This is a genomic window from Devosia sediminis, assembly GCF_016411825.1.
Lineage (GTDB): Bacteria > Pseudomonadota > Alphaproteobacteria > Rhizobiales > Devosiaceae > Devosia > Devosia sediminis.
This window is the reverse complement of the sequence record NZ_JAEKMH010000001.1, coordinates 141,136-157,630: the sequence shown is the minus strand read 5'-3', so window position 1 is coordinate 157,630 and position 16,495 is coordinate 141,136. Positions and strand designations below refer to the sequence as shown.

At 63.4% G+C, this 16,495-nt stretch carries 12 protein-coding genes; 4 read left to right on the top strand and 8 right to left on the bottom strand.

All coding sequences use genetic code 11. From position 1 onward, the window contains the following. The 8 genes from JEQ47_RS00740 to JEQ47_RS00705 all read right to left on the bottom strand — a co-directional run bounded on the left by JEQ47_RS00740 (position 1) and on the right by JEQ47_RS00705 (position 10,146). Positions 1-3,003 carry a 2-oxoglutarate dehydrogenase E1 component gene (locus JEQ47_RS00740; RefSeq protein WP_198874476.1) on the bottom strand — a complete coding sequence of 1,001 codons (3,003 nt, stop codon included), beginning with the start codon at positions 3,001-3,003 and terminating at the stop codon, positions 1-3. Between the two features lie 577 nt (positions 3,004-3,580). After that, positions 3,581-4,489 (bottom strand): succinate--CoA ligase subunit alpha, encoded by a 909-nt coding sequence (gene sucD / locus JEQ47_RS00735; protein WP_198874475.1) that lies wholly within the window; start codon positions 4,487-4,489, stop codon positions 3,581-3,583. Between the two features lie 61 nt (positions 4,490-4,550). Then, the gene (locus JEQ47_RS00730) at positions 4,551-5,081 is read right to left on the bottom strand and encodes a hypothetical protein (protein ID WP_198874474.1); all 531 of its coding nucleotides are present in this window, start codon (positions 5,079-5,081) and stop codon (positions 4,551-4,553) included. 4 nt (positions 5,082-5,085) lie between these two features. After that, on the bottom strand, positions 5,086-6,279 hold the full coding sequence (gene sucC, locus JEQ47_RS00725; RefSeq protein WP_198874473.1) for an ADP-forming succinate--CoA ligase subunit beta: 1,194 nt from the start codon (positions 6,277-6,279) through the stop codon (positions 5,086-5,088). A 90-nt stretch (positions 6,280-6,369) separates the two neighbouring features. Further along, positions 6,370-7,332: a malate dehydrogenase gene (mdh, locus tag JEQ47_RS00720; RefSeq protein WP_198874472.1), complete on the bottom strand. Its 963-nt coding sequence runs from the start codon at positions 7,330-7,332 to the stop codon at positions 6,370-6,372. A gap of 410 nt (positions 7,333-7,742) precedes the next feature. Continuing rightward, positions 7,743-8,879, bottom strand: coding sequence for a cell division protein ZapE (gene zapE / locus JEQ47_RS00715; protein WP_198874471.1), 1,137 nt, complete (start codon positions 8,877-8,879; stop codon positions 7,743-7,745). A 295-nt stretch (positions 8,880-9,174) separates the two neighbouring features. Further along, a complete protein-coding gene (locus JEQ47_RS00710; protein ID WP_198874470.1) occupies positions 9,175-9,789 on the bottom strand; it encodes an AprI/Inh family metalloprotease inhibitor in 615 nt (204 codons plus the stop codon). A 123-nt stretch (positions 9,790-9,912) separates the two neighbouring features. Continuing rightward, positions 9,913-10,146 (bottom strand): hypothetical protein, encoded by a 234-nt coding sequence (locus tag JEQ47_RS00705; protein ID WP_198874469.1) that lies wholly within the window; start codon positions 10,144-10,146, stop codon positions 9,913-9,915. Positions 10,147-10,345: 199 nt separating this feature from the next. Here JEQ47_RS00705 and JEQ47_RS00700 point away from each other — a divergent pair, with 199 nt between their 5' ends. The 4 genes from JEQ47_RS00700 to JEQ47_RS00685 are packed head-to-tail and all read left to right on the top strand — an operon-like array spanning position 10,346 to position 16,091. Next, positions 10,346-11,443 carry a microcin C ABC transporter permease YejB gene (locus tag JEQ47_RS00700; RefSeq protein ID WP_198874468.1) on the top strand — a complete coding sequence of 366 codons (1,098 nt, stop codon included), beginning with the start codon at positions 10,346-10,348 and terminating at the stop codon, positions 11,441-11,443. Further along, entirely contained in the window at positions 11,440-12,570 is a 1,131-nt protein-coding gene (locus JEQ47_RS00695; RefSeq protein WP_198874467.1) for an ABC transporter permease, read from the top strand. Before JEQ47_RS00700 ends, JEQ47_RS00695 begins: the two co-directional genes overlap by 4 nt. Then, the gene (locus JEQ47_RS00690) at positions 12,567-14,192 is read left to right on the top strand and encodes an ABC transporter ATP-binding protein (protein WP_198874466.1); all 1,626 of its coding nucleotides are present in this window, start codon (positions 12,567-12,569) and stop codon (positions 14,190-14,192) included. The genes JEQ47_RS00695 and JEQ47_RS00690 overlap by 4 nt, the downstream gene beginning before the upstream one ends. Positions 14,193-14,225: 33 nt before the next feature. Next, positions 14,226-16,091 carry an extracellular solute-binding protein gene (locus JEQ47_RS00685; protein WP_198874465.1) on the top strand — a complete coding sequence of 622 codons (1,866 nt, stop codon included), beginning with the start codon at positions 14,226-14,228 and terminating at the stop codon, positions 16,089-16,091. Positions 16,092-16,495 lie beyond the last annotated feature (404 nt).

The following is a 16,495-nucleotide window of genomic DNA, read 5'->3' as shown; positions in this document are numbered from 1 at the left end:
TTACTGCGCGAACGCGTCGTCGAGGAACGCCTGGAGCTGTTCCAGGTGCACGCTCATGCGGCCGGTGGCCGGCGAGGCGGCAGCGGCGCGACCGACATAGCGGACACGCTGGTTGCCACGACCCATCTGGTCGAACACCCATTCAACATAGGGCTGGATAAAGGCCCATGCACCCATGTTGCGCGGCTCTTCCTGGCACCAGACCACTTCCGCATTGGGGAAGCGGCTGAGTTCGTCGAGCAGCGCCTTGGCCGGGAACGGGTAGAGCTGTTCGATGCGCAGGAGATAGACATCGTCGATGCCCTTCTTCTCGCGGTCTTCGAGCAGATCATAATAGACCTTGCCGGTGCAGAGCACGACGCGGCGGATCTTCTCGTCGGAAGCCAGCTTGATCGTGGTCTTGGGCAGGCCCGGGGCCTCGGCATCGTCCCAGAGGAGACGATGGAAGACGCTGTCCGGACCCAGTTCCACGAGGCCAGAGACGGCACGCTTGTGGCGCAGCAGGCTCTTGGGGGTCATCAGGATCAGCGGCTTGCGGAAGTCGCGCTTCAACTGACGGCGCAGGATGTGGAAGTAGTTGGCCGGCGTCGTGCAGTTGGCGACCTGCATATTGTCTTCAGCGCAAAGCTGCAGGAAGCGTTCCGGACGCGCGGAAGAGTGCTCCGGCCCCTGCCCTTCATAGCCATGCGGCAACAGCATCACGAGGCCCGACATGCGGAACCACTTGCGCTCGCCCGAGGAGATGAACTGGTCGATGACGACCTGCGCACCATTCACGAAATCGCCGAACTGCGCTTCCCACAAGGTCAGCGCCTTGGGCTCGGCCAGCGAGTAGCCGTATTCAAAGCCCAGCACCGCCTCTTCCGAGAGCATGGAGTTGATGACCTCGTAGCGCGACTGGTCGGGCGAGAGGTTGTTGAGCGGCGTATAGGTCTTGCCGTCCACCTGCTGGTCATTGAGGACCGAATGGCGCTGGCTGAACGTGCCGCGTTCGCAATCCTGGCCGGACAGACGCACCGGATGGCCTTCCATGACCAGGGTGCCGAAGGCCAGGGCCTCGGCGGTCGCCCAATCGACGCCCTCGCCGCTCTCGATGATGTTGAGGCGATTGTCCATGAAGCGCTTCACCGTCTTGTGGACGTTGAAGTCGGGCGGGACCTTGGTGAGCTGGGTGCCGATGGCGACGAGCTTGTCGAGATCGACGCCGGTCTCGCCACGACGCGGACCTTCGTCCAGCGCCGGCTTGAAGCTCTTCCACTGGCCGTCGAGCCAGTCGGCCTTGTTCGGCCGATAGTCCTGGCCGGCCTCGAACTCGGTCTCGAGCTTGGCCTTCCAATCGGCCTTGAGCTTGTCGACATCGGCCTGGTTGACCAGACCCTCGCCGATCAGCTTTTCCGAATAGAGTTCCAGCGTGGTCTTGTGGCTCCGGATCTTGGAGTACATGAGCGGCTGGGTGAAGCTGGGCTCATCGCCTTCATTGTGGCCGAAGCGGCGATAGCAGAACATGTCGATGACGACGGGGCGGCCGAACTTCTGGCGGTACTCGACAGCCACCTTGGCAGCAAACACCACCGCTTCCGGATCATCGCCGTTCACGTGGAAGACCGGTGCCTCGATCATCTTGGCAACGTCGGTCGGGTACGGCGACGAGCGCGAGAACATCGGGCTCGTGGTGAAGCCGATCTGGTTGTTGATGACGAAGTGGATCGACCCGCCGGTGCGGTGCCCCTTGAGGCCGGAAAGCCCCAGACACTCTGCGATGACGCCCTGGCCGGCAAAGGCCGCATCGCCATGGATCAGGAGCGGCAGGACCATGGAGCGGTCCGGCTTGCCTTCGGTGGCGATGTCGATGAGCTTGTGCTCGGGCGAAATATGCTGGTCCTGCTTGGCGCGCGACTTGCCCAGCACCACCGGATCGACGATCTCGAGGTGGGACGGGTTGGCGGTCAGCGACAGGTGCACCTTGTTGCCGTCAAAATCGCGGTCTGAGGAAGCACCCAGGTGGTACTTCACGTCGCCCGAACCCTCGACGTCGTCGGGGTAGAAAGCGCCGCCCTTGAATTCGTGAAACAGGGCCCGATGCGGCTTCTGCATGACCTGGGTCAGGACGTTGAGACGGCCGCGATGGGCCATGCCCAGCACGATATCCTTGATGCCCAGGGCGCCGCCGCGCTTGATGATCTGCTCGAGCGCCGGAATGGTCGCTTCGCCGCCATCGAGGCCGAAACGCTTGGTGCCGGTATACTTGACGTCGAGGAATTTTTCGAAGCCTTCAGCCTCGACCAGCTTGGAGAGAATGGCCTTCTTGCCTTCGGCAGTGAAGGTGATTTCCTTGTCCGGCCCCTCGATGCGCTCCTGGATCCACTGCTTGGCTTCGGGATCCGAGATATGCATGAACTCGATGCCGACAGTGCCGCAATAGGTGCGCTTGAGAATGGCCAGCATCTCGGGGACGGTGGCGTATTCGAGGCCCAGCACGTTGTCGATGAAGATCTTGCGGCCGTAATCGGCCTCGGTGAAGCCGTAGCTTGCCGGATCGAGTTCGGGCGCCGGATCGTCGGTCTTCAGGCGCAGCGGGTCGAGATCGGCATGCAGGTGCCCGCGCATGCGATAGGCACGGATCATCATGATGGCGCGGATCGAATCGCGGGTGGCCTGCAGCACATCGGCAGCGGCGGGCGCCGGCTTGCCCTCGGCAGCGGCCTTCTTGCCCGCAGCCTTTTCGACCTTCAGGGCCACCTGGCCCCAGTCGCCATCCATGGCGCTGACCAGATCGCCACCCTCGGCGCGCGGCCAGTCCTTGCGGCCCCAGCTCGGGCCGTCGGCGCTCTTCTGGGCCTCGGCCTGGCTGTCGTCGAGCCGGGAGAAGAAGCTCGACCAGGTCGGATCGACGCTGGAAGGATCAGTCTTGAACTGGGAGTAAAGTTGCTCGATGTAGTCGGCGTTCCCCCCATAGAGGAACGAGGTCAGCAAGAACGTGTCGTTCTTTTCCTGTCGTGTCATCGCTTTGTGTCGCAGGACCTTGCGCCCTGCCATCCTTCTCAACGAACCGGCCAAGCCGGTTTCATGCGGTCCCTGAATTTTGTGCGGATACTGACCGCTTATCCTTAGTATCCTGTTAAGTGTAGCGACCCCTGAGCAGGGCCGCGGCTCGTATAGATTTCCAGTCGTTGCCGACCCGTTCGGCGTGGCAGCCTAGCCTGTCCGGCCGACGCGGTCCCGATTAACACCGAACCGTGACCGAAGCGCGACCGACATTGGTCGCAGATGGACGATTCTGGCCCTTTGCGTCCAGTCCGTCTTGTCTTTTTGAACACCCCCTCCCTACCTTCGCTCAGGCTCACGGCCAAGCTTCGGTACCTCCCCTCGAGGGGGAGGGTGAAAGGGGTGCGGATGAGCATGATCTCACCCCGAACTCCGCGCCGCCCTCGGGCTCGACCCGAGGGCCAGTCGGCTGATCCCCCACTTAGCCTCCCCCTGAAGGAGGGGAAGGGACAGTGTGGCGTATGACGCTCGATAGTGCCCCATCCACGATGTATCCCTCCCCCTATCAGGGGGAGGCTAGGTGGGGGTATTCTCGTTAGCCTTTAAGCACTTCCACCAGGGTCTTGCCGATGCGGGCCGGCGAGGACGAGACCTTGATGCCGGCCGCTTCCATGGCCGCGATCTTTTCTTCCGCGCCACCCTTGCCACCGGAAATCACGGCACCGGCATGGCCCATGGTGCGGCCTGCCGGAGCGGTACGACCGGCGATGAAACCGGCCATCGGCTTCTTGCGGCCGCGCTTGGCCTCGTCGATCAGGAACTGCGCCGCTTCTTCTTCGGCCGAGCCGCCGATTTCGCCGATCATGACGATAGACTTGGTGGCTTCATCGGCCAGGAACATTTCGAGCACGTCGATGAATTCGGTGCCCTTGACCGGGTCGCCGCCGATGCCGACAGCGGTGGTCTGGCCGAGACCTTCATTGGTGGTCTGGAACACTGCTTCATAGGTAAGCGTGCCCGAGCGCGAAACAATGCCCACCGAACCCTTGGAGAAGATCGAGCCCGGCATGATGCCGATCTTGCATTCTTCCGGGGTGAGGACGCCGGGGCAGTTCGGCCCGATCAGGCGGGACTTCGATTTTTCCAGCTTGGCCTTGACGCGGACCATGTCCATGACCGGCACGCCTTCGGTGATGCACACGATCAGCGGGATTTCCGCGTCGATGGCTTCCTCGATGGCGGCAGCGGCACCCGGAGGCGGCACATAGATGACCGAGGCATTGGCGCCGGTCTTTTCGCGGCCTTCGGCAACGGTGGCGAAAACCGGCAGGGTGGCCGAGGCGTCGAGGCCCGAGGTCCAGACTTCGCCAGCCTTCTTGGGGTTCACGCCGCCCACCATCTGGGTGCCGAAATAGGCCAGTGCCTGTTCGGTATGGAAGGTACCGGTCTTGCCGGTGAGGCCCTGCACGAGAACCTTGGTGTCTTTGTTGACGAGAATGGACATGTGTTTCTCTTCCGTCTCTGGGCGCTGAGGCCCGTATTCAAGCCCGCCGCAGCGGGTGGTGTTACTGTTCGCTCGAAGCGGATTTGGGCGTGATGATGGTGAGCTGGAGCACGAAGCTCTCGCCGTCCCAATGGGTCGCGAGCAGGGACTGATCCTCGCCGGTGCCCGAGAGGCTAGCATAGTGGGCGCCGCTCTCGGTGACGACTTCACCTTCGTAACGGTCGAGTGCGGCCAGCGCCTCGATCACCGCCTTGCCATTGCCGGCGGGCTCCATCAGATCGAGCCGGCAATAGCCCAGCGTCGCATCCGGATAGCTTTCCACCAGCACGAAGATGTCGCCCCAACCCATGACCGGAATGTCACGGCTGGCGCTGAACTGACGAATGAAGGGGCTTTCGCCCTGCTCGTCATAAGCGTCCCAACCGGCGGCGATGGCTGCATCCAGGGCGCCCTCGCCACCGCGCGCGAAGGTCTCGCACACTTCCAGCGCCGCCACGGCCTCATTGGCCGCGGAAGCCTTGGTCTTGGTCTGGGCCAATGCCGGCGTTGCCAGCAGCGCCAGACCCGTGACGAGAGCGAGGCCCAAGCGCATCGCCTTAGCCCTGCACTGCCTTGACGATCTTCTGGGCCGCGTCGTCGAGGTCATCGGCCGAGATCACGTCGAGGCCCGAATTGTCGAGGATTTCCTTGCCTTCCTTGACGCGGGTACCTTCGAGGCGAACCACCAGCGGCACCTTGAGGCCGACTTCCTTGACCGCGGCGATCACGCCCTCGGCAATGACGTCGCAGCGCATGATGCCGCCGAAGATATTTACCAGAATGCCCTTCACGGCCGGATCGGCGGTGATGATCTTGAAGGCCGCAGTGACCTTTTCCTTGCTCGCGCCGCCGCCGACGTCGAGGAAGTTGGCCGGCTCGGCGCCGTAGAGCTTGATGATGTCCATGGTGGACATGGCCAGTCCCGCGCCATTGACCATGCAGCCGATATTGCCGTCCAGCGCCACATAGGCGAGGTCGTACTTGGAGGCTTCGATTTCCTTGGCGTCTTCCTCGGTGAGGTCGCGCAGCGGCTTGAGCTCTTCGTGGCGGAAGGATGCGTTGTTGTCGAACGAAACCTTGGCGTCGAGGACGCGCAGCCTGCCGTCCGTCATGACGATCAGCGGGTTCACTTCGAGGAGGCTCATGTCCTTCTCGGTGAAGGCCTTGTAGAGGATTGGGAACAGCATCTTGCCGTCATTGGCAGCGTCGCCGTCGAGGGCCAGCGCCGAATTGATCTTGGCAACGTCGGCCTCAGTGACACCGGCAACCGGGTCGATGGCGACGGTGATGATCTTCTCGGGCGTATGCTCCGCCACGGCCTCGATATCCATGCCGCCTTCGGTGGACACCACGAAGGACACGCGCGAGGTGGCGCGATCAACCAGCAGCGAGCAGTAGAGTTCGCGAGCAATGTCGGCGCCGTCTTCGATGTAGAGGCGGTTGACCTGCTTGCCGGCGTCGCCGGTCTGCTTGGTCACGAGCGTGTTGCCCAGCATTTCCTTGGCGTTCTTCACCACGTCCTCGACGGACTTGGCGAGGCGCACGCCGCCCTTGGCGTCGGCACCGAGTTCCTTGAACTTGCCCTTGCCGCGGCCGCCCGCATGGATCTGGCTCTTGACCACATAGAGCGGGCCCGGCAGCGACTTTGCCGCAGCTTCGGCTTCGTCAGCCGAGAAGATGGCAACGCCGGAAGCGACGGGCGCGCCATATTCTTTCAGCAGCGCCTTGGCCTGGTGTTCATGGATGTTCATTCAATTCCCCTTGGATGGGCAGACAGAAATCCGGCATTTCTGGAGCCGGAAAGCCAAAAGCCGCTGGGCAGTGCCAGCGGCTTCGAGTGTTTACGCCAGCTTCGGCGCGATCTTCTTACACGCCTCGATCAGGCCCTCAACGGCCGCGACCGACTTGTCGAAGGCTTTTTGCTCGGCGGAGTTGAGCGCGATCTCGACCACCTTCTCCGCGCCACCGGCGCCGATGACAACTGGCACGCCGACATAGGTGCCCTTGACGCCATATTCGCCATTGAGCTGCACCGCGGAGGGCAGCACGCGCTTCTTGTCCTTGAGGTAGCTCTCGGCCATGGCAATGGCGGAGGCGGCCGGGGCATAGAAAGCCGAACCGGTCTTCAGAAGCGACACGATCTCGGCGCCGCCGTCACGGGTGCGCTGGATGATCTCGTCGAGGCGTTCCTTGCTCATCCAGCCCATCTTGACCACGTCGGTCAGCGGGATGCCGGCAACGGTGGAGTAGCGGGCCAGCGGCACCATGGTGTCGCCATGGCCGCCGAGCACGAAGGCATTGACGTCTTCGATCGAGACGCCGAGTTCATCGGCGATGAAGTGGCAGAAGCGCGACGAGTCGAGCACACCGGCCATGCCGATCACCTGCTTGGCCGGAAGGCCGGAGAACTTCTGCAGCGCCCAGACCATGGCGTCGAGCGGATTGGTGATGCAGATGACGAAGGCCTTGGGCGCATACTTGGCGATGCCTGCGCCCACCTGCTCCATCACCTTGAGGTTGATTTCGAGGAGGTCGTCGCGGCTCATGCCCGGCTTGCGCGGCACGCCGGCGGTGACGATGACGACGTCGGCGCCTTCAATGTCCTTGTATTCGGACGTGCCCTTCATCTTGACGTCGAAGGACTGGGTGACAGCGGACTGGGCAATGTCGAGCGCCTTGCCCGGGCCCACACCGTCGACCACGTCGAACAGCACGACGTCACCGAGTTCCTTCTGTGCCGACAGCAGCGCCAGCGTACCGCCGATCTGTCCAGCACCGATAAGGGCGATCTTCTTGCGGGCCATAAGTCCTCATCCCAGACTGCGTTGAATTGGCGCACGTCTTAACCCTAGCAGCGCAGGGGGGCAAGTGAACCCTTCGTCGTAACCGGCAAAACGCCCTTGCCGATGAGCGAAGGGGGTATGCCGGATGGGCATTGGTGAACTCGACCATCTCAGATGGTGCCACATCCATGGCACCCCCTTCTCCCCTTGCGGGAGAAGGTGCCCGAAGGATGGATGAGGGGTTTTGCGATCTCAAACACACGCCGAGTGCGCTGAGAGAACCCCTCACCCGGTTTTTCGCTGAACGCGAAAAACTACCCTATCCCGCAAGGGGTGAGGGGTGGTCCGGTGGCTAGGGCAAAGACGTTTCCGCGCGCCATTCGCGCGTAGCGCTCATGGCCTCCTCGCCTCTGATCGCTTCACTGGAGCGATCAGCCGACGGATGGCTCGAAGTCGCGGAGCCCCTTCTGCAGATACTCCTCCGACTGCATCTCGGTCAGCCGCGAGAGGGTACGCTGAAACTCGAAGGCCGTTTTGTCGTCGGCGCCCAGTTGCTCGAGCGGCACGGCAAAGCTGGCGGCCAGTTTCACCCCGCGGTCGTAAAGCGAGTCGATGAGGAGGATGAAGCGCTTGGCGGCATCCGACTTGGTGCGGTCCATCTGGGGCACATTGTCGAGCACAATGCTGTCGAACTGGTGGGCGATGCGCACGAAGTCGCGCGTGCCGAGCGGCTTCTCGCAGAGATCGGCAAACCCGAAGCGTGCCGCGCCCATGGCCACCAAGGGCACTGGAATCTGCCGGCCGATGCTTTCGACGATACCCGGCGCGCCCCTTTCGCCGCCGGTAATCCTGAGCCACATCTGGTCCATGGCGGCCCTGACATCCGGACCGGTCCCGAAGGCGTAGACGTGCTGCCCCGCGAATTTCAGCCGGCGGTAATCCTGGCTGGAGGGGAGGTCGGCCACGACCGTCTTTTCCTTGAGCAGCGCGATGAAGGGGAGGAAGAGCTGGCGGTTGAGACCGTCCTTGTAGAGCCCGTCGGGAACGACATTGGACGTCGCCACCAGCGTTACGCCGCCGGCAAAGAGCTTTGAGAACAGCCGGTCTAGCAGCATGGCATTGGCAATGTCATGCACGTGGAATTCGTCGAGGCAGAGGACCCGCAGGCCGGACCGGAGGATCGGCTTGGTCACCGCTTCGACCGGATCGGCGTCCTCATCCTTGCCCCGTACCGATTTGCGAAAGGCGGCGATGCCGGCATGAACCTCGTCCATGAATTCATGGAAATGCACGCGGCGCTTCTCGGGGAAGGGCGCGGCCGCATAGAACAAATCCATCAGCATGGTCTTGCCGCGCCCGACTTCGCCGTGGAGGTACAGGCCGCGCACAGCTTCGGCAGGCCTTTCAAAAAGGCCGAAGAGCTTCTTCGGCTTTGCGGCGAGAAGGTCGGCCAGCACCCGGTCGAGTTCGCCTGTCGCTGCCACCTGCGCCGGATCGGGCGTCAGGGCGCCACGGGCGACGAGCTCGTCATAGGCGGCGCGAACGGGGGAAGAGGTTGAGGTGGCCATCGCATCTTCGCGGGCAGTGATCCATTGCCGGGTCATTCCCGCGAAAGCGGGAACCCCTGTTTCTGCCGTTCCAAACAGAGGCCCCCGCCTGCGCGGGGGTGACATCGTGGGTGAGCAATGCGTCGAGAGTGGCCCCGGGTCAAGCCCGAGGGCGGCACGGTGGTGGTGGGGAGCACGGGGTTGGTCAAGCAGAGCCGAAAAGGCTGGCTATCGAGAACCGGAGCGGAGCGTACATCAGTACGTGAGCACCGGAAGCGCAGAAAGCCGGCCTTTGCAGGCCGGCTTCACCAAAACCCTAGCGGGCCATCGAGACGGCCTGGCCGCCGCCCATGGTGCCGATGTAGCGGCCGCCTGAGGGAGCGAGGAAAGCGGCGATATTGCCGTTTTCATCATAGAGCTGGAGCTGCGAGCCCACCTGCTGCCAGCCCGTCACCGAAGCAATCTGCGGCAGAGTGCAGCCCGGCGCGGAGGCGCGATAGTAGTTGGTGCCGGTCTTGGCCGTCAGCGGCAGATTGAGGCGGCAGGTCTGGCCTGCGGCCACGACATTCCAGGCGCCTTCCGGCCCCGTCGACACACCCGTGGTCAGCGGCGCGCCGACCGAGGTAATCGAGCTGTTGGTACCAACACCCGGCGTCGGTGCCGTGGCGACAGTGGTGGTGGTGCTGGTCGTCTGTCCACCCAGAACCGGCTGGCCGGCAAGACCGGGAGCCGGCGTGCCGGTGGCGCCGATGGCCGGCAGCGTGGTCTGCTGCACGGTGGAATTCTGCACCGGCTGCAACTGCTGGGGCGACTGCCCCACGACGTTGAGATTGGCGGTGTTGGTCCGGCTGGACGGGGAACAGGCTGCCACCACGAAGGCGACGGCCACCAGGCCGGCTATGGATGAAGCGCCGCGCTTCCAATCCTGCATTGATCACTCCTGCCGAAATAGGCTTAAGGCATGTTAACACTTGTGGCGGCTTATACCCAAAGCCGCCGTGTGGTTCAATTGCCCGTCCCGCATAACTTCCGCTCTCACACCAATGTGGCTGATTTAGGTTTTCGACGCTTCCATGTCTTTGAGCAGGTCCGTGGCGAGCAGCGTCGCATCCGTCACCTCATCCTCGGGCACTTCCACCACAAACCCATCCGGCCCGAAAATGTTGGGCACGCCGGGCAATCCGCCTTCGCGCGGCTCCATTGGGTGAAAGCCGTGAGCCCGCAGAGCCACCATCAGCACCTGCGCGGCGGAGCGACTTCTGACCTGGACGATAGGCGCGAATTTCATCGAGAACTCCATGTTCCCGATATCGTGACCCACACCATTAACGGGCGCAAGCGCGGGTCAGGTGAAACGCTCGCAAAACTTTGTGCAGCACGGAGGTCCCTGGTGAACTTGCCAAGGCGTCACCGAAGTGTTGCATTGTGAGAAATCCGCCCGGCACGCATTTGCGCACCGTGAGAGCGACATACCCGCCGGAGCAGCGATGGGCGCCTATATTCTCCGCCGTCTCTTGCTGATGATCCCGACCGTGTTCGGTATCATGGCGGTGAGTTTTCTCATTACCCAATTCGCTCCCGGCGGTCCGGTCGAACAGGCGCTGGCCAATCTCTCGGGCCAGAATGTCAACCTCACCGAACGCATCACCGGCAGCGAGGCGGGTGATTTTGCCGCCCAGCCCGGACAGCAAGGCAATGGATCGGGCTATCGCGGCAGCCAGGGCCTGCCACCCGAACTGGTGGAGCGGATCGAAAAGCAGTTCGGCTTCGACAAGCCGCCGCTCGAGCGCTTCTTTTCCATGATGGGCAACTATCTGCGCTTCGATTTCGGCGAGAGCTATTATCGCGACATCTCGGTGATCGACCTCATCCTCGAAAAGATGCCGGTGTCGATCTCGCTCGGGCTGTGGATGACGCTGATCGCCTATGCGGTCTCCATCCCCCTCGGCATCGCCAAGGCCATGCGTGACGGCTCGCGCTTCGATGTCTGGACCTCGACCGTGGTCATCATCGGCTATGCCGTGCCCGGCTTTCTCGTGGCCATAGCGCTGGTGGTGCTGTTCGCCGGCGGCAGCTTCTGGTCGATCTTTCCACTCCGCGGGCTCACCTCTCCCGGTTGGGCGGCCTTTCCATGGTGGCGGCAGATCCTTGATTACTTCTGGCACCTCGTGCTGCCCATCATCGCCATGGGCCTCGGGGCCTTCGCCACCGCGACCCTGCTGACCAAGAATTCGTTCCTCGACGAGATCGGCAAACAGTATGTGGTGACGGCCCGGGCCAAGGGGCTGACCGAGCATCAGGTGCTTTACGGCCACGTCTTCCGCAATGCCATGATGCTGATCATTGCCGGTTTTCCCGGCGCCTTTATCGGCGTCTTTTTCGGCGGCTCGATCCTCATCGAAACCATCTTTTCGCTCGATGGCCTCGGGCTTCTCGGCTTCCAATCCATCGCCAACCGCGATTATCCGGTGGTTTTTGCCACGCTCTACATCTTCTCGCTGCTCGGCCTTGTCATCGGGCTCATCTCCGACCTCGCCTATATGTGGGTCGATCCGCGCCTCGATTTCGAAAGCCGCGACGTATGAGCACGGCGATCGACCTGGCCCCGGAAAAGCCCGCGCTGCTCTCGCCGCTCAACCAGCGACGCCTGGCTAACTTTCGCGCCAATCGCCGCGGTTGGTGGAGCCTCTGGATTTTCCTCGTGATCTTCGTCGTCACCCTTGGCGCCGAATTCATCGCCAATGACCGGCCAATCCTCGTCTCCTACAAGGGCGAGCTGATGGTGCCGGCGCTCGTCGATTACCCGGAATCCAAGTTTGGCGGCTTTTTTGCCACCACCAATTTCCGCGACCCCTTTATCGCCGAGGAGATCGCGGCCAATGGCTGGATGCTCTGGCCTCCCGTTCGCTTCAGCTACAACACCGTGGACAGCTACGTCGCTTTTTCGGGCGCCAATCCGCCGAGCTGGCTGCTGACGCGCGAGCAATTGTGCCAGCGCTATCCGCTGGGCGTCGAGGACCCCAATTGCGTGCCGGGCAATTTCCATTTCCTCGGCACCGACGATCGCGGTCGCGACGTGCTGGCACGGCTCATCTACGGCTTCCGCATCTCGGTGCTGTTCGGTCTCGTCCTCACCGTCGTTTCCTCGGTGATTGGCGTCGTCGCCGGCGCGATGCAGGGCTATTTCGGCGGCTGGGTCGATCTCATCGCCCAGCGCCTCATCGAAATCTGGACCTCGATCCCCGCGCTCTACCTGCTGCTGATCATCTCCAGCGTCATCGCCCCCAGCTTCTGGGTCTTGCTGGGCATATTGCTGCTATTCTCCTGGGTGACCCTGGTGGGCATCGTGCGCGCCGAATTCCTGCGCGCCCGCAACTTCGAATATGTCAACGCGGCGCGCGCCTTGGGCGTCTCCAATCGCGTGATCATGTGGCGGCACCTCTTGCCCAACGCCATGGTCGCGACGCTGACCTTCATGCCCTTCATTCTCTCGGGCTCGGTGGCGACGCTGACCTCGCTCGACTTTCTCGGTTTCGGCCTGCCACCTGGCTCGCCGTCCCTTGGGGAACTCCTGGCCCAGGGCAAGAACAACCTCCAGGCGCCCTGGCTCGGCCTCACCGGCTTTTTCACCATCGCCATCATGATGACCCTCTTGGTCTTCATCGGCGAAGCGGTGCGCGACGCGTTCGACCCGCGGAAGACGTTCAGATGAGCGCCCCTCTCCTCTCGGTTCGCGACCTCTCCGTTTCCTTTGGCCCCCACGAGGCCGTCCGCAATGTCTCCTTCGACATTGCGCCGGGCGAAACGCTGGCGCTGGTCGGCGAGAGCGGTTCGGGCAAATCGGTGACGGCGCTGTCCGTGCTGAAGCTCCTGCCGCCCACAGCCCGGATCGATGGCGACATCCGCTTCGAGGGCGAAAATCTCACCACCGCCACCGAGGCGGCGCTGCGCGCCGTGCGCGGCAATCGTGTCGGCATGATTTTCCAGGAGCCGATGAGCTCGCTCAACCCGGTCCACACCGTCGGCAAGCAGATCGGCGAAGTGCTGGCGGTGCATCAGGGGCTGCGCCGCAATGCTGCCCGCGCCCGGACGCTGGAACTGCTCGACGCTGTCGGGATTCCCGATCCGGCTTCGCGGCTCGACGATTTTCCGCACCAGCTTTCGGGCGGGCAGCGCCAGCGCGTGATGATCGCCATGGCGCTGGCCAATGACCCCAAACTGCTGATTGCCGACGAGCCGACCACGGCCCTCGACGTCACCGTGCAGGCGCAAATCCTCGACCTGCTCAAGACGTTGCAGCGGCAGAACGGCATGGCCATGCTGTTCATCACCCATGATCTGTCCATTGTCCGGCGTATTGCCGACCGCGTCTGCGTCATGACCAAGGGCGAGATCGTGGAAAGCGGGCCTGTCGGCACGATCTTTGCCGATCCGCAGCACGCCTATACCAAGCACCTCCTGGCCGCCGCGCCGCGCGGCGTGCCGCTGGAGCCGGCGCCCGATGCGCGAAAGGTGGTCGAGGCGGCGGAACTCAAGGTCTGGTTTCCGATCCGTCGCGGCCTTTTCCGCCGGACCGTAGGGCACATCAAGGCCGTCGACGGCGTCGACCTCGCCATCCAGAAGGGCGAGACGCTGGGCGTCGTCGGCGAAAGCGGCTCGGGAAAGAGCTCGCTCGGCTATGCCCTGCTCCGACTCATCCCCTCGCAGGGTCGCATCGTGCTGCTCGGCAACGACGTGCAGTCGCGCTCCTGGCGCGCCCTGCGGCCGCTGCGCAAGCATATGCAGATCGTCTTCCAGGACCCGTTCGGTTCGCTGAGCCCGCGCATGTCCGTCGGGCAGATCGTGGAAGAAGGATTGGGCGTCCACTTCCCGCATCTGACCCGCGCCGAGCGCGCCGACAAGGTTGCCGCAGCTTTGCGCGAAGTCGGCCTCGACCCGGCCACGGTCAACCGCTACCCGCACGAATTCTCGGGCGGCCAGCGCCAGCGCATCGCCATCGCCCGGGCCCTGGTGCTGGAGCCCGAACTGCTGGTCCTCGACGAACCCACCTCGGCGCTCGACGTCTCGATCCAGGCGCAGGTCATCGATCTGCTGCGCGACGTGCAGGCGCGGCGGCAACTGAGCTATCTCTTCATCAGCCACGACCTGCGCGTCGTGCGCGCCCTCGCCCACCGGCTCATCGTCATGCGCAATGGCAAGGTCGTGGAGGCTGGGCTGGCCGCCGATGTTTTCGCCGCACCGCGCCAGGATTACACGCGCCAGCTACTGGCCGCCGCGCTCGACATCGTCCCCCCAGCCGCAGACGCATTGCCGTCAGCCCCCCGAACCGACTAACCTCCCATCCGAACACTGCTGTGGAGCTGCATCATGACGCTCGCTTTCAAGCCTACTTCGCTTCTGCTCTCCGGCCTTATGGCGCTGGGCCTTGCCCTGCCCGCCACGGCGCAGACCCCGACCGATGTGTGGACCAATTCCTTCACCCTCGACGGCGAGGCCAAGTATGGCCTCGAATACACACATTTCGACTACGTCAATGTCGACGCGCCCAAGGGCGGCACGGTTCGGCTGGGTGATCTTGGCGGCTTCGACACCTTCAACCCCATCCTGCCCAAGGGCGAAGTGGCGGGCGGTATCGGCCTGCTGTTCGAGACGCTGATGACGCCGTCCCTGGACGAGGACAATACCTATTATGTCCACCTCGCGGAGGCGCTGAAGATCGCGCCAGACTATGGCGCCGTGACCTTTCGCATGGACCCCGATGCCAGGTGGCACGATGGCAAGCCCGTCACCGCCGAGGACGTGGTCTGGACCTTTGAAAAGCTCATCGAGGTCAATCCCGACCGGGCGCAATACTATGCCAACATCACCTCGGCCGAGGTGACGGCGCCAGGCGAAGTGACCTTCACCTTCGACCAGACCAACAATCGCGAACTGCCGCTGATCCTGGGACAGTTGCTGGTGCTGCCGCAGCACTGGTGGGAAGGCACCGATGCCGAAGGCAACCAGCGCAATATAGGCGAGTCGACCCTGGAGCCGCCACTGGGCTCCGGCCCCTATCGCCTCGCCAGCTTCGAAGCCGGCCAGTCGCTGGTTTTCGAGCGCGTCGAGGATTATTGGGGCGTGGACCACCCGACCCAGGTCGGGCAGAACAATTTCGACGAATATCACATCGAATATTTCCTCGACCTGACCGTGCAGTTCGAGGCCTTCAAGGGCGACCAGTTCGACTGGTGGGCCGAGAACCAGGCACGCCGCTGGGCCACCGCCTACGACTTCCCCGCTGTCACCGAAGGCCGTGTCGTCCAGGAACTTTTCCCGCAGGACTACAACGGCTCGGGCGTGCTGGTGGGCTTCGTCATGAACCTGCGGCGCGACAAGTTCGCCGATCCGCTGGTGCGCGAGGCGCTCAACTATGCCTTCGACTTCGAGGAGCTGAGCAATACCCTGTTCTATGGGCAATATGAGCGCATCGACAGTTTCTTCTTCGGCCTGCCCTTCAAGTCCTCGGGCCTGCCCGAAGGCGAGGAACTGGAAGTGCTCGAAAGCGTCCGCGACCAGATCCCGGCCAAGGTCTTCGACACGCCCTACACCAATCCGGTCAGCGGTGATCCGGCCAAGCTGCGTGCCAACCTCCGCACTGCGCTCGACCTTTTCACCCAGGCGGGATACCGGCTCGAAGGCAACCAGATGCTGGGCCCCGACGGGCAGCCCTTCACCTTCGAAATCCTGCTCAATGGCCCCACCATCGAGCCGGTGGCGCAGAACCTCGTGACCAACCTGGCGCAAATCGGCGTCACCGCCACCATCCGCACCGTCGACAGCCCGCAATTCATCAACCGCGCGCGCAGCTTCGATTATGACGTGATCTATGCGGGTTGGACCCAGTCCTATTCGCCGGGCAACGAGCAGCGCTTCTTCTTCGGCTCTTCGACCGCCGAAGAAGAAGGCTCGCAGAACTATGCCGGCGTTGCCGACCCGGCCGTCGACGCGCTGATCGAACAGCTGATCGTGGCCGATGACCGCGAGAGCCAGGAAGCCATCACCAAGGCGCTCGACCGCGTGCTGCTCAACAAGCATTTCGTCATCCCCAGCTACACCCTGCGCACCACGCGCTCGGCCCGCTGGGACCGCTTCAGTCGGCCCGAAGAATTGCCGGAGTTTTCCTCCGGCTTCCCGAGCCTCTGGTGGTGGGACGAGGCCAAGGCGGCAAAGACCGGCGGGGCGGTGCAGTAGCGCCCGGCCCCGCCTCGACCATCGAGAGCGCGACCCACCCCACCCTCGTTCCCTCCCCATCAAGGGGAGGGAGGCGCAGGTTGCGACGATAGTGTTCATCGTCTCCCTCCCCCTTGTGGGGAGGGATCAAGGGTGGGGGCTTCGCCACACCCACGCATCACCCTGGGGCTGACGCGAGGGCCACTCAAAACAGCGCAGACGTGGAAGCAGGTCCTCGGGTCAAGCCCGAGGACGGCGCTGTCGGAGAGCCTTCACTGTGTCATTCCCGCGAAGGCGGGAACCTCCGTTTCGGGATGTCGCAGCAAACAGGGGTTCCCGCTTTCGCGGGAATGACACTGTGGGTCTGGGCCAGATTAGCGGGCACCGTCCTCTCCCCCTCGTGGGGAGGGATCAAGGGTGAGGCG

Bases quoted from the DNA above. Each gene is read 5' to 3' on its own strand.
- JEQ47_RS00740 (WP_198874476.1), bottom strand. From the start codon at position 3,003: ATGACACGACAGGAAAAGAACGACACGTTCTTGCTGACCTCGTTCCTC.
- sucD (WP_198874475.1), bottom strand. From the start codon at position 4,489: ATGTCCATTCTCGTCAACAAAGACACCAAGGTTCTCGTGCAGGGCCTC.
- JEQ47_RS00730 (WP_198874474.1), bottom strand. From the start codon at position 5,081: ATGCGCTTGGGCCTCGCTCTCGTCACGGGTCTGGCGCTGCTGGCAACG.
- sucC (WP_198874473.1), bottom strand. From the start codon at position 6,279: ATGAACATCCATGAACACCAGGCCAAGGCGCTGCTGAAAGAATATGGC.
- mdh (WP_198874472.1), bottom strand. From the start codon at position 7,332: ATGGCCCGCAAGAAGATCGCCCTTATCGGTGCTGGACAGATCGGCGGT.
- zapE (WP_198874471.1), bottom strand. From the start codon at position 8,879: ATGGCCACCTCAACCTCTTCCCCCGTTCGCGCCGCCTATGACGAGCTC.
- JEQ47_RS00710 (WP_198874470.1), bottom strand. From the start codon at position 9,789: ATGCAGGATTGGAAGCGCGGCGCTTCATCCATAGCCGGCCTGGTGGCC.
- JEQ47_RS00705 (WP_198874469.1), bottom strand. From the start codon at position 10,146: ATGAAATTCGCGCCTATCGTCCAGGTCAGAAGTCGCTCCGCCGCGCAG.
- JEQ47_RS00700 (WP_198874468.1), top strand. From the start codon at position 10,346: ATGGGCGCCTATATTCTCCGCCGTCTCTTGCTGATGATCCCGACCGTG.
- JEQ47_RS00695 (WP_198874467.1), top strand. From the start codon at position 11,440: ATGAGCACGGCGATCGACCTGGCCCCGGAAAAGCCCGCGCTGCTCTCG.
- JEQ47_RS00690 (WP_198874466.1), top strand. From the start codon at position 12,567: ATGAGCGCCCCTCTCCTCTCGGTTCGCGACCTCTCCGTTTCCTTTGGC.
- JEQ47_RS00685 (WP_198874465.1), top strand. From the start codon at position 14,226: ATGACGCTCGCTTTCAAGCCTACTTCGCTTCTGCTCTCCGGCCTTATG.